This is a genomic window from Pseudoalteromonas sp. B131b, from assembly GCF_037162545.1.
Classification (GTDB): Bacteria; Pseudomonadota; Gammaproteobacteria; order Enterobacterales; family Alteromonadaceae; genus Pseudoalteromonas; species Pseudoalteromonas fuliginea.
Genome location: NZ_JARLUZ010000001.1, coordinates 813,330 through 827,296 on the forward strand (window position 1 = coordinate 813,330; position 13,967 = coordinate 827,296).

Annotated in this window: 9 protein-coding genes and 4 pseudogenes; 10 read left to right on the top strand and 3 right to left on the bottom strand. The window is 38.7% G+C overall.

The features are described 5' to 3' along the window. Positions 1–53: 53 nt before the first annotated feature. The 6 genes and pseudogenes from P4S65_RS03835 to folX all read left to right on the top strand — a co-directional run bounded on the left by P4S65_RS03835 (position 54) and on the right by folX (position 6,773). Positions 54–3,415, top strand: a pseudogene (locus P4S65_RS03835) (ATP-binding protein). A gap of 43 nt (positions 3,416–3,458) precedes the next feature. After that, on the top strand, positions 3,459–4,088 hold the full coding sequence (locus tag P4S65_RS03840) for a YceH family protein (RefSeq protein WP_007377313.1): 630 nt from the start codon (positions 3,459–3,461) through the stop codon (positions 4,086–4,088). 53 nt (positions 4,089–4,141) lie between these two features. Continuing rightward, positions 4,142–4,972, top strand: a complete 831-nt coding sequence (gene nadE, locus P4S65_RS03845; protein WP_306724606.1) for an ammonia-dependent NAD(+) synthetase — start codon at positions 4,142–4,144, stop codon at positions 4,970–4,972. Positions 4,973–5,114: 142 nt separating this feature from the next. Then, positions 5,115–5,834: a dihydromonapterin reductase gene (gene folM, locus P4S65_RS03850; RefSeq protein WP_008136123.1), complete on the top strand. Its 720-nt coding sequence runs from the start codon at positions 5,115–5,117 to the stop codon at positions 5,832–5,834. 25 nt (positions 5,835–5,859) lie between these two features. Continuing rightward, entirely contained in the window at positions 5,860–6,414 is a 555-nt protein-coding gene (gene folE / locus P4S65_RS03855) for a GTP cyclohydrolase I FolE (protein ID WP_007377310.1), read from the top strand. 3 nt (positions 6,415–6,417) lie between these two features. Further along, positions 6,418–6,773 (top strand): annotated as a pseudogene (gene folX / locus P4S65_RS03860) (dihydroneopterin triphosphate 2'-epimerase). Positions 6,774–6,782: 9 nt separating this feature from the next. Here folX and P4S65_RS03865 read toward each other — a convergent pair. Together P4S65_RS03865 and P4S65_RS03870 are read right to left on the bottom strand one after the other, a co-directional pair. Further along, the gene (locus P4S65_RS03865) at positions 6,783–7,217 is read right to left on the bottom strand and encodes a YqaA family protein (RefSeq protein ID WP_337119602.1); all 435 of its coding nucleotides are present in this window, start codon (positions 7,215–7,217) and stop codon (positions 6,783–6,785) included. Between the two features lie 227 nt (positions 7,218–7,444). Beyond that, positions 7,445–7,810 (bottom strand): DUF4870 domain-containing protein, encoded by a 366-nt coding sequence (locus P4S65_RS03870; protein WP_337119603.1) that lies wholly within the window; start codon positions 7,808–7,810, stop codon positions 7,445–7,447. Between the two features lie 182 nt (positions 7,811–7,992). Between P4S65_RS03870 and P4S65_RS03875 the strand changes: the two genes are divergently transcribed. The 4 genes and pseudogenes from P4S65_RS03875 to P4S65_RS03890 all read left to right on the top strand — a co-directional run bounded on the left by P4S65_RS03875 (position 7,993) and on the right by P4S65_RS03890 (position 11,760). Then, positions 7,993–8,694, top strand: coding sequence for a spondin domain-containing protein (locus tag P4S65_RS03875; protein ID WP_007377306.1), 702 nt, complete (start codon positions 7,993–7,995; stop codon positions 8,692–8,694). Between the two features lie 10 nt (positions 8,695–8,704). Next, a complete protein-coding gene (locus P4S65_RS03880; protein ID WP_007377305.1) occupies positions 8,705–9,430 on the top strand; it encodes a spondin domain-containing protein in 726 nt (241 codons plus the stop codon). Positions 9,431–9,518: 88 nt separating this feature from the next. Then, positions 9,519–10,243 (top strand): annotated as a pseudogene (locus P4S65_RS03885) (response regulator transcription factor). A 10-nt stretch (positions 10,244–10,253) separates the two neighbouring features. Continuing rightward, positions 10,254–11,760, top strand: a pseudogene (locus P4S65_RS03890) (sensor histidine kinase). A gap of 26 nt (positions 11,761–11,786) precedes the next feature. Here the strand turns inward: P4S65_RS03890 and P4S65_RS03895 are convergent. After that, positions 11,787–13,967 carry a S9 family peptidase gene (locus P4S65_RS03895; protein WP_337119604.1) on the bottom strand — a complete coding sequence of 727 codons (2,181 nt, stop codon included), beginning with the start codon at positions 13,965–13,967 and terminating at the stop codon, positions 11,787–11,789.

Sequence of the window (13,967 nt, forward strand, 5' to 3'; positions counted from 1 at the left end):
CGTAATAAATTAGCTATAGTTAATTTGCCTTAATTAACGCCAACATGCAGCTAATGCCACCATCGATTAATAATAAAAAAACGAATGTTCATAACTTTAAGCTGACCTTTTGGCTATCGCTTACATTAACTGTATTGGTTTGTGTGGTACTTGAGCGTATTAACTATAATCGAGCAAAAGACGCCCATCGATTGCAAATCCTCTCCGAAGTAAGCACCTATCGCGCCCAGCTTGAATCGACTTTAGTTTCTAATATCCAACTAGTGCGTGGCTTAGGTGTTGCTGTAGCCGTAGAGCCAAACTTAGAGCAAGAACGCTTTGCACAGATTGCCGCCCCTCTTTTCAATACCTCAAAAGAACTGCGTAATATTGGCGGCGCCCCAAATATGGTTATTCAAATGACTTATCCTTTAAAAGGAAATGAAAAAGCGATAGGTCTTAATTTTTTAAATAACAAAAATCAACGTGCAGATGCAATTAGAGCCCGCGACACAAACACGATCATCATGGCTGGGCCACTCACTTTAGTGCAAGGAGGTGAGGCATTAATAGCCAGAGTCCCTGTATACACCCCTCCTAAAAATGAATTTTGGGGTTTGTTATCAGTTGTGCTCGATATTCAAAAAATTTATACCAACTCTGGAATCTATGAACTTGAAAAGGAGTATCTCGTTGCCATACAAGGTCGCAATGGTTTAGGTAAAAAAGGGGAGTTTTTTTATGGGAACTCAAATATTATTGAACAAAACCCTCTTGAATTCACTTTGAACTTCCAAGGTGGAAGCTGGCAACTATACGTTACCCCAAAGCTCGGTTGGAATCCGCCTCATTCAGCTATTTGGCCATTGCGTTTGGCTATTATTATTATTTGTGGATTACTGACTTGGGCGTTTTTATTCTTTTTAAAAATGCTTAATCGCCAACAACAAAACGAGAAAATGCTCGAAACAATGAGTGATTTAGCACAAATCGGCGCATGGTCATTTAATTTAGAAACTCAGCAAGTGTATTGGTCAGATATGACCAAAAAAATATTCAAATACCCATTAAATACCCAACCTAAGTGGCCAATAGATTTGAGCTACTTTAAAAAAGGCACGAGCAGAGAAACCATTAAACCTTTGATTGAACGTGCTATAAAACACGGCGAAAAATACGAAGTTGAGCTGGAGGTAATGAATGCAGAAGGAGAGTCAATTTGGGTGCTTGTGCATGGTGAGGCAGAGCAAAAAAACGGACGATGTGTAAGAATTTTTGGATCATTGCAGAATATAGATACCCGAAAAAAGTTGAATTAGAAAGTAGCTCTATAGCGTTGCATAACGAAATTTTAGCCTCGCTTACTATAAATAAATTAATTTTAAACGGCCAGCTAAGCCAATCCAAGGACATAATTACACAATCTATTTGCCAAGCATTTCAAATTGAGCGCGCCAGCATACGGTTTTTTGATAAAGGCAAAAGCCAACTAATTCCATTTGCCGTGCACAGTGAATTGAACTCAGCAGATAAAATAGAGTTACTTTGGCTTAGGAAAAACCTCCCGGACTTTTTTAATACTATTGACCATCAAGCTGTATTTAATGCTTCTGATGTTTTACAAAATTCAACCTTGGCGCCCCTCTCCACACATTATTCATTGCCGTTAGAGATCAAATCTATGCTGTGTGTAATTATACCTGCAGGCAGTGGTGTATTGGGTATTATTTGTGCTGAGCAATGTAGAATTAAACGTAATTGGACTAAAAATGAGGAAAGTTTTTTAATCGCTGTCGCCGCATTGATAGGTAGCCTACATTCTAGCCAGCAACGTATTGAAACTGAACAAGAGCTAGTAACGGCTAAAGAAACAGCAGAACAAGCAGTTGCCGCAAAAAGTGAGTTTTTAGCGAGTATGAGTCACGAAATTCGCACCCCAATGAACGGCGTGCTCGGAATGTTAAATATAATAAAGCAAACAAAATTAGATCAACAACAAGAACACCATATAGAGTTAGCCCAATCTTCTGCTCAATCATTACTTAATATAATTAATGACATTTTAGACTTTTCAAAAATAGAAGCCGGTAAACTCGATATCGACAATGTACAATTTAACTTACCTAAATTATTAGGTGAGGTGGTTGAATCGTTCGCCTTAAAAGTAGAGCAAAACAATACCAAGCTTATTTTAGATGCCACTCAAATTACAGTCAGCGAAATAATTAGCGACCCAAACAGGCTACGTCAAATTTTAAATAACTTGATCGGTAACGCTGTTAAATTCACCTTAAATGGTGAAGTAATAATTGTGGCAAAAATAAATGACACAACCAACGGTTCATTTTTACAATGCTCTATTATTGATACTGGTATTGGTATCGACTTTAAAAAACAAGCGACATTGTTTAACTCCTTTACACAGGCAGATGCCTCAACAACGCGTCAGTTTGGTGGTACAGGATTAGGCCTTGCAATAGTAAAACAGCTTTGTGAACTCATGAACGGAGAGGTTAGTGTAACCAGCGTGAAAGGCCAAGGCAGCACTTTTTCTTTCACAATAAAGATACAACCTCGACTCAGTAAAGAGCAAGATCTACCGAGTCATTTAATTAAAGATAAGCATATTTTAATAATTGATGAATGCAGCTTAAATGCTAATACAGCAAGTAAGCAGCTCTCTGTTTGGGGCGCTAGTGTAGATTGCATCAATGACTATCAACAAATATTGAATTACTCACATAATGAGGTTCAAAATACTGATGCCATTTTAATTGATTACTACTTTTTTGAAAAAGCGTCGCCAGAATGCATTACTGCTCTAAAAAGATTTATAAATATACAAGGCTGTAAATTAGTAATAATGGCACCTATGAGCTACTCAAAAGAGGAATCAAAGCTAGCGATAAAGATTGATTGTATGATTTTCAAACCGCTAACGCCTTCTGATTTATTTGATTCACTCACTAATGATCAGTTTATAGAACTACAACAAAAGCAAGCTCAGTTGCAAAACAAACTCACAAAAATGGTCGCCACTAACTTTTCTCAACCACAAATTTTATTAGTGGAAGATAATAAAGTAAACCAAGTAGTCGCCTCAGCGTTATTAAAACAGGCTGGAGTGAGCTTTGATATTGCACAAAATGGGTTTGAGGCAATTGTTAAGCTCAATACAAAGCAAGGCGAGCCTTATGAGCTTATTTTAATGGACTGCCAGATGCCAGAAATGGACGGTTATCAGGCAACACAAGCGATAAGAAAAGGCGATGCAGGTAAGTATAATAAAAATATTACTATAATAGCCTTAACCGCAAATGCTATGCAGGGCGATAAAGATAAATGCCTTGCCGCTGGAATGGACGACTATTTGAGTAAACCTCTCGATCTAGCCGCTTTACAACCTAAACTTAGCCAATGGCTTGATACCCAATAAAAGTGTAAGCTAATAAAATACGCTTACTAATTTGAGATTATTTATGCAGTTATCAGCAAATCAACAACGTGTTATTGGTTGCTTACTAGAAAAGCAAAGTACGACGCCAGAGCATTATCCGCTATCGTTAAATGGCCTTACAAATGCATGTAATCAAAAGTCTAATCGCGATCCTGTTGTAAATTTCACTGAAAACGACGTACAAAATATACTTGATGAACTAATCGAACTGCGTTTGGTTACAATAGACGAAGGCCTTTCTGGTCGCGTAAATAAATACGACCATCGTTTTTGTAATACTGAATTTAGTAATTTACAATTTTCACAGCAACAGCGCGCTATTGTTTGTTTACTGCTATTACGCGGCGCACAGACACCAGGAGAGCTGAGAACTCGAAGTACTCGACTTGCTGAGTTTAATAATGTAAACGAAGTAGAGAGTGCACTAAATGAGCTTATTGAAAATGATTACGTAATAAAGTTAGAACGAGAACCTGGTAAGCGAGAAAGTCGCTATATACATCAGCTCGCAGACCAGCAAACTAACTTAACAAATAATACTCATGAGCCAAAAGTTAATGCACTTAAAAATAGTGAGTTAGACGAACTACTCGCAGAAGTTGAGCAACTAAAAACAGAACTACGTCAGATTAAAGCCCATTTAGGGCTTTAATTATTAAACGCTTAATCACATAATAAGTTTATATAAGACTATAGGAGCTGGCCATGCGCGCCGAAATTATGGCTGAAATGAAAGTTCAGCCAACAATTGATATAAACGCAGAAATAATCCGTCGAGTTAATTTTATAAAAGCACGCTTAGTGGCAGCTTACTCAAGGTCGTTAGTGCTCGGTATAAGTGGTGGCGTTGACTCATCAACTTGTGGACGTTTGTGCCAATTAGCAGTCAACCAGCTAAATGAAGAGCTAGACACTGATAAGTATCAATTTATTGCTGTTCGCTTGCCTTATGGCGTACAAGCCGATGAAGACGAAGCCCAAATGGCGGTTGATTTTATTCAGCCAAGTAAACGTATGACCGTTAACGTACAACCGGCAGCCGATGCACTGCATGAGCAAGCGCTTGCAGCTATAGTTGGTAGCAGCGAAGCCCTTCCTGAGCAAGCTCAGATAGATTTTATTAAAGGCAACGTTAAAGCACGCCAACGTATGGTTGCTCAGTATGAAATTGCAGGTTTTTGCCAAGGTTTAGTCGTAGGTACTGACCATAGTGCTGAAAACATTACTGGTTTTTATACCAAATTTGGTGATGGTGCATGCGATTTAGCGCCGCTTTTTGGTTTATCAAAACGCCAAGTTCGTGCGCTTGCAACTGCACTAGGTGCGCCAGCTTTATTAGTAGATAAAGCACCTACAGCTGATTTAGAAAGTGACCGCCCAGGCTTAACAGATGAAGAAGCACTTGGTTTAAGCTATGAGCAAATTGATGACTTTTTAGAAGGTAAACCTGTGTCTAATGATGTTGAACAAAAGCTTGTGAGTATTTACACGCGTACACAACATAAGCGCCAACCAATTCCGACAATTTACGATTAATGTTTTAGTAAATAAAATAAAGCAATTAATACCATTAATGATTAATTGCTTTTTTGATCGACAGATCAAGAGACTGCGTATATTTTACTAAATTAACACGCTAATATTTATTAATTACCCGCCAAAGAGAACACTGCATTATATGACATCGCCCATTTTAATTACCGGCGCAGGCCAACGTATTGGTTTAGCGCTAGCTCAGCATTATATAGCCCAAGGGCAGGCTGTTATTATTACGTATCGTACTCGTCACGGAGCTGTTGATAAATTAGAGCAACAAGGCGCTGTATGTATTTATGCTGACTTTAGTACCGATGACGGTATTAGTGCATTTATAAATACGCTTAATATGCATACATCATCGCTGCGCGCTATTGTACATAACGCATCAAGCTGGGACTGCGAAGCTAACAATCCTGACTTCGCAGCACTGTTTGATAATATGATGCGTATACATGCCAAAACACCGTATTTAATTAATTTAATGTGCGCAGAGCTGCTTTTAAAATATCAGCAAAATGAAAAAGTACCTGCCGATATAATTCACCTCACTGATTATGTAGTTGAAACAGGCAGCCCTAAACATTTAGCTTACGCAGCAAGTAAAGCAGCACTCGACAACCTAACTAAATCGTTTAGCGCTAAATATGCGCCAAACATAAAAGTGAACTCGGTTGCTCCATCGCTCATTATTTTTAATGAACATGACGATGAGCAATATCGCGCTAAGACCCTTAAAAAATCATTAATGGGCATTGAACCCGGATGCCAAGAAATTATCAATAGCATTGATTTACTATTACAAAGCCAATACATCACAGGGCGCTCTTTACCTGTAGATGGCGGTCGTCATTTAAAGTAAATAAGCTAAATAAACTGAGATATTTATGCATAATGAATTAAAAGAAAGTTACCAAAAAATCATCACCGCAGTAGGCGAAGATGCTAACCGCGAAGGCTTACTTGATACGCCAAAACGTGCTGCAAAAGCAATGGAATATTTAACGCAGGGGTATCGTCAAACACTTGATGAAATAACTAATAAAGCGGTATTTACGTCTGATGCTGACGACATGGTGTTAGTGCAAGACATAGAGCTTTACTCTATGTGTGAACATCATTTACTGCCTTTTATTGGCCGCTGCCATATTGCTTATATTCCAAACGGTAAAGTATTAGGCTTGTCTAAATTTGCCCGTATTGTTGATATGTTTTCACGCCGTTTTCAAATTCAAGAACAGTTAACGCATCAAATCGCTAAAGCAGTTGAAGAAGTTACTGGCGCTAAGGGCGTAGGCGTTATTGTTGAGGCAAAACACATGTGTATGATGATGCGTGGTGTAGAAAAGCAAAATTCAAGCATGCGTACATCAGTAATGTTAGGTAACTTTAGAAGCGATCCTAAAACGCGTAACGAATTTTTGCAGCTTATAAAAGGTTAACCTATGGCTAATGCAATTATTAACGTTACTAATTTGCGACTGCGTACATTTATTGGCTTTAACCCCGATGAGCGTGAAAAAAGCAAGACGTAGTGATCAATCTGGAGATTCACTACCCTGCTGATGATGCCTGTAAAACGGATGAAGTAGACCAAGCACTAAATTATAAAGTGATCACCAAAGAAGTGATTAGTTTAGTAGAGCAAGGGCACTTTTTACTGCTCGAGAAATTAGTTGCTGAAATTCTTGCGGTTTGTCACTCGCACCCAAGTGTTCATTACGCTAAAGCACGTGTTGATAAACCGCATGCACTGCGTTTTGCCGACTCAGTGTCGTTAACACTTGATTGGGCGAAATAACTTTTGTATCTAAATGAGTTTTTCGAATCCAACGGCAAGGGCGATAACCGCTAAATAGCGCGCGCCTTTGCCTAGCATTACTAGCAACAAAAAAGCACTAAACCGTACTTTAAATATGCCTCCAATTACTGTTAATGGATCTCCCACAACCGGTAACCAAGCAAATAACAAACTATATACACCATATTTATTAAATTGTTTTTGTGCGCTATCAAGCCCTTTTTGCGATACAGGAAACCACTTTTTATCTTTAAAACGTAGTACCTGCGTGCCTAACCAGTAATTAACGCAGCTTCCCAATACATTTCCAAGTGTTGCTACGCACCACATAAGCCATAAATTAACTTCACCTTGAGTAATCATCCCCACCATGATTACCTCAGAAGAACTGGGCAATAATGTGGCAGATATAAATGCGCTAATAAATAACGTGAGATAAAGCATAATGCCCTTATGGCTAAACGTATAAACCCAGCCTATAGCTGGGTTTATAATACCAATTTTATTAAAAACATGATCATTCTAGCGTATTAAATAACTCACTAACTACGTTAAAAATTATTTATATAGACAACTAAGTATCATAATTTTAGCCTTGTTATTGAGCTATTTTCTTATCGCTATAATAGATCACTAATTTAATGCAATTGGTATAAAAATAAACTGTGTGTTTATTTTATCAAATTTAAACTAAACGGATAATTAAACTCTTTACCTTCGTTAGCTTTAATACTCGCCAGTACAACCATTACAAACCCAAAAATTGCCACTAAAGGTAGTAATATTAAGCCTACTGCTACAAACATCAGTAAAAAACAAACTACATATGCAATTGCCATCGTTATTTGAAAGTTAAGCGCCTTTTTACCGTGCACGTCAACAACTGGCATCTCATCTCTTTTAATTAACCACACAATTAATGGCCCAATTATTGAGCCAAACGGCACAATAAATCCAGCTAATGCACTTAAATGACATAGCATAGCCCACGTACGGTCATCTTTATTAACTGGTTCAACCTGTTGATTTTCTTCCATAACACTCTCCTTTTTGTTTCATGTATGTTGCCTTTTAATTAAACAAATGTCCATAAATCAACTGCTGTATTAGCAAAAAATCACAGCGTAAAATCTTGTGATAAAAAAGTGATAAGTTTGTGAGAGTTTCTGGAGACGATTATTCAATACTTAACTCGAATCATCACTTACAGGAAATAATAATGAAAGCTTCTACATTAACAATTGCAACTCTTTTAGCGGCAGCTAGCCAATCAACTATGGCCGCAGAGTTAGATTTAAAAATCACCAACTTAACTCAAGGCATCCATTTTACACCCGTATTAATAACTGCTCACGACAGTGAAGATAAACTGTTCGAAGTAGCAACGGAAGCCTCTACCGCATTACAAACAATGGCTGAGGGCGGAAATATTGCAGAACTAGTTGCACAAGCAACTGCCGCAGGTAGTGATATGGCTGCAAACCCGGCTGAAGGTCTACTTGCGCCAACAGTATCTGCAATGGCAACCCTAACGACATCTGATGGTAACGAATACCTTTCTGTTGCCGCAATGCTACTTCCTACAAATGACGGTTTTGTCGGTCTTGATAGCTGGAAAATTCCAACTGAAGCTGGAACGTATACTGTGTTTTTAAATGCTTACGATGCCGGTACTGAACAAAATAATGAACTTGTAGTAGAAGGTTCAGGTGCACCAGGTACGCCTGGTATTCCAGCTGCTCCTGGTGGTAATGCTGGTACCGGTGGTGCTGGTTTAACAAGCACCGATAGCAATATTAATATTCATATTCATCCTGGTAACTTAGGTGATGACGATCTAACCGCTGGTAATAGTGACTTAAGCAATACAGTGCACAGATGGTTAAACCCAGTAGCAAAACTAACCGTTACGGTTAAGTAGGAGCGCTATAATGTCATCTTTTAAAAACTTTAAAAAAAGCGCTTTAATACTAGCGCTTGCAACTACTCTTGCAGCATGTGGCGACAATGATAGCAACGAGCCTGATCAAGTAGTTGCACCAACACCAGCACCGACAGCTACCAGCTATGAATTTAACGTTACTGTAAGTAATTTAACTGCTGGTCAACCATTTTCACCAGTTGCCGTTATTGCACACCATGAAGGTACGCTATGGCAAATAGGCAGTCCTTCATCAGTGGCATTAGAAACAATGGCTGAAGGCGGGGATAACAGCCAACTCCTTACATTTGAAAATGGTATTGCTAATGCATCGAGTGAAGGCCCAGTTGGACCTGGTGCAAATACCACAATCACGATTACTACCGACACGCTTGAAGTACTAAAACTATCGCTTGCCACTATGATGGTGAATACAAATGATGGGTTTACCGGTCTTAGTGCTGTAGATGTATCTACATTAGCCGTTGGTGAGTCTATTATGCGCACCACCGTTGCTTATGATGCAGGTACGGAAGCAAATACAGAAGCAGCTGGTACATTACCGGGTCCTGTGGATGGCGGCGAAGGCTTTAATGAAGCCCGCGATGATGTTGATTTTGTAGCAAGACACCCTGGTGTAGTTACTAATGAAGACGGGCTATCAAGTTCAGTGCTAAGCCCTGAACATAAATTTGATAATCCATTGGCGAAAGTTGTCATTACTCGAACTCAGTAATTAATATTAACGATATTTACGCGTTGACATACCAGCTTGTAATGGGGAAGTAAGGGAGCACGGATGCCCCCTTTTTACGAGGTTATACATGCGTCACGAAAAATTATTAGTAGTAGAAGACGACAGAGAAATAGGTAAATTAATTACCACGCAGCTTACTTCACTTAACTTACATGTTGATCATGTTGCGAGTGCCGAGCTTGCTTTAAAAAAATAGCTAAGCACCCCTACGGACTCATTTTACTCGATATAAACTTACCGCAAATGGATGGTTTGAGTTTATGCCGGAAAATAAAAGAACATTATCCTACTACTTCTGTGATTTTACTGACCGCGCTCAGTAGCGATATGGACAGAGTGATTGGTCTTGAAATGGGCGCAGATGATTATATTTGTAAACCTTTTTTTGCGCGTGAGTTACAAGCCAGAGTAAAGACCCAACTGCGCCACAGAGCACAATTACTTGCCAGTCAGAATAACGATAACTCACCCGTTGATAGCGAACAAACGCTAAACGTAGGGTCACTCCACATTGAGTTCAGTTCGCACCAAGTTTATTTAGGCAAGCAAGCACTCAACCTTACCGCCACCGAATTTGATTTACTTGTTTATTTTGCACGCCACCCTAATCATGTTTTTAGTCGCCAACAATTACTCGATAAAGTATGGGGATATCAACATAGTGGTTACGAGCACACAGTTAATTCGCACATAAACCGCTTACGCGCCAAGCTAGAAGAGCACCAGAAAGTGCCCATTATAGAAACAGTTTGGGGTGTGGGTTATAAACTAAACCCTAGCCAACTAAATTAAGACTCCTATTATGAAATTATCTTTGTACCAAAAATTAGCCATATCGTTAGTTGTTATATTTTGTTTTATTTGTGCACTTGTTTATGGCTGGAGCAAACAATTAGAACTTACTTCAAAACACCATGGTGAGCAAAATTTGCATTTAGCGTTAGCTGAGCATTTAGTACAAGATAACCCATTGATAAAAGAAGGTGTTTACGACTATAAAGCGCTCGAAAACCTTTTTCATACTTTAATGCTATTAGGCCCTGCGTTTGAATTTTATTTTGTAGACGAAACCGGAAAAATTCTTACTTACTCAGCAAAGCCAGGAAAAGTTAAGCGTAACTATATCGATTTAGCGCCTTTAAAAAAGCTCATTAATGATCCTAAAGCAGCACCTATCTATGGTGATAATCCGCGCAATAAAGACCAAAAAAATATTTTCGGTTGCGCCTGTATTTAATCACGACAAGTTACAAGGTTACCTATATGTAATTATTGGCGGTGAAGCCTACGATACCTCCCTCAATACTATAAAAAATAATGACAGGCTATGGCTAGCCGCTTTATGGCTTGGCTCCGCTTTAGCCTTTTTACTCATTGCAATGCTAATTTTACTACGCTTTTTTACCAATCCAATACAGCGTTTAGCCCGTGATGTAAGCAATATTGAAGCGGCCAATTACAGCCTTACAGATACAAAATTAAGTAACTATTCAACACAAAAAAGCAATGAAGTACATAGTTTGGGTCGCAGCATTCAAGCAATGCTTACCCGTATTAATGAGCAATTTAAAGCACTTGAAGAGGGCGATAAACAACGCAAAGAGTTACTCACTCACTTATCGCACGACCTACGTACACCACTTGCATCACTGCAAGGATTTTTAGAGGTTTTAAATCAATCTGGTGAGCAATTAAGTCAAAAAGAACAACAAGAATACTTACAAGTGTCGCTTAATAATTGCGGACAATTAAAATTACTCATAGAGCAAATATTTGAACTTGCCCATTTAGAAAATGGCGAAATAAACATAAATAAAGAAACCTTTAATTTAGGCGAGTTAATTTATGACTGCATTGCTAAATTTAGCTTAGCTGTAAATAAAAAGGGTATTCATTTATCGGTAGAACCTGCAATTTGTGATTTCCCTGTTGTAGCCGATATCGCAAAATTAGAACGCGTATTAAGTAACTTAATTGACAACGCTATTAGGCATACGCCTAGCGGTGGTAGCATTGCAGTGCATGTAAAGCGCAGTGGCGACAATCAGCTATTCGTGCATGTTTCAGATACTGGCGTTGGAATAAAACAAGATGAACTGAGTGCTATTTTTAATCCTCACTATCAAGCCACTAATTCAAATAAAGCGGGTCGTCAGCAAGGCGGCTTAGGGCTAGCTATATGTCGGGGGTTATTGAAACTGATGGACAGCGAAATTAATGTACACAGTGAACTTGGTAAAGGCACTATATTTAGTTTTAACCTACCACAAAAAAAGTGCTTCTTTAAGAAGCACTTTATATTCACATAATGACCTGTTTTAGCTCAACAGGTTCGTTACTTTTTAATACCTGCTAAATCAAGAATAAACGCATAATAGAATGCGGTATCTTCTAAGCGCTTAAAGCGACCCGATGCACCACCGTGCCCTGCTTCCATATCTATTTTAAACAGTAATTTATTGTTATCCGTTTTATAATCACGAAGTTTTGCAACCCATTTGGCAGGCTCAAAGTATTGAACTTGTGAATCGTGCAAGCCTGTCGTTACTAGCATATTAGGATATGCTTGCTTAGAGACTTGATCGTATGGCGAGTAAGATAACATATAATCGTAGTACTCTTTTTCGTTCGGATTACCCCATTCGCCATATTCATTTGTGGTAAGCGGAATACTCGCATCTAGCATAGTGGTTACTACATCGACAAATGGCACCGCAGCAACCATGCCTTTATAAAGCTCTGGTGCTTGGTTTGCTACAGCGCCCATTAATAAGCCGCCAGCACTTCCACCTCGAGCAAATATTTCCCCTTTTGCACCATACTTCTGAGTCACTAATTCTTCGGTTACATCCACAAAGTCATTAAACGTGTTCTTTTTTGTCAGTAATTTACCGTCTTCGTACCAAGGACGACCTAACATTTGCGAGCCTCGAACATGAGCAATAGCAAATACAAAGCCACGGTCTAACAAGCTCAAGCGTGAGCTGGAGAACGTTGGATCCATCGTTGCCCCGTACGAACCATAACCGTACTGCAGCAATGGATTTGTACCGTCTTTTTTAAACGCATCTTTACGATAAACCAAACTTACCGGTACTTTTATACCGTCACGCGCAGTTACAAAAATGCGCTCTGAGGCATAGTTGTCAGCACTAAAGTCGCCCAATACAGTTTGTTGTTTAAGTAATGTTTTGTTGCCTGTTGCTAAATTTACATCGTATGATGAATCAGGCGTTGTCATGCTTGTGTAGTAAACACGTAACGTATCGCTATCAATCTCATTATTGCCATAAGTGCTAATTGTATAAGCGCTATCGTTAAAGCTCAGTGGTAACTCTTTACCTGTTTTTAAATTGCGAGCAATAAGTTTTGACTGACCCTTTTCACGTTCTTGATATACTAAGTAGTTACCAAATAAATCAATGCCCTCTAGTTTGACATTATCACGCGCTGGGATCACACTTTGCCAATTAGCTTTGTTACCTGCTTTATCAATATCCACTTTCATTAGCTGAAAATTTACTGCGTTTAAATTAGTTACAATGTAGTAAGTATTTCCTAACTTCGAAATTTCATATTCCAGCCCAGCTTCACGCTCAATTAAACGCTTAGGCATTGCCTTAGCATCATCAGCGCTCAATACCGACACACCTGATGCAGCCGTGCTGCTGTGCCAAATATAAATCTCTGACTTATCTTTGCTTTTACTCATCCCCATGTAATAACTGGTATCAGTTTCTTCGTAAATTAGCTCATCATCAGCTTGTGATGTACCTAATGTATGACGATAAACTTGATAACCTAGTAGAGTTTGTAAATCTTTTTTAATGTAGTAAACCGTTTTATTATCGTTTGCCCACACAATGCCACCGTTAGTGCCTTCAAGTGTGTCTTCGAGTAATTTACCGGTTGTTAAATCTTTTATTTTTATACTATAAATACGACGGCTAACAGTATCTTCGCCATAAGCCATTAAATTGCCATTCGGGCTTACATCTAAGCCACTTACCGCATAATAATCATGGCCTTTAGCAAGCTCATTTACATCTAAAATAACTTGCTGATCAGTGCCTGAAAAATCACTACTGCGTAGGTAAGTCGTGTATTCATTGTCGCCACGATTTTGCGTTGAGTAAAAATAATCACCGTTTTTAACTGGGACTGAATCATCGTCTTTTTTAATACGCCCTTTTAGCTCCTCAAACAATTTACTTTGCAACGTTTTAGTATGTGCAAGCATTGCATCTGTATATGTATTTTCGGCTTCTAAATAGTTAATAACCTCTGACGCTTTACGTTCGTCATCACGTAACCAATAGTAATTATCTACACGTGTGTCACCATGAATAGTCATCTCATATGGCACTTTTTTAGCAATAGGTGCAATAGCTTGGGCTACTTGAACAGTTTTAATTTGTGTATTATTTTTTTGAGTCTCTTCTGGGGCTTGATTACAACCACTTAAGATAGCTATCGACAGTGCAGCAAATGCAAAGGGGTACGTTTCATCAGTCAA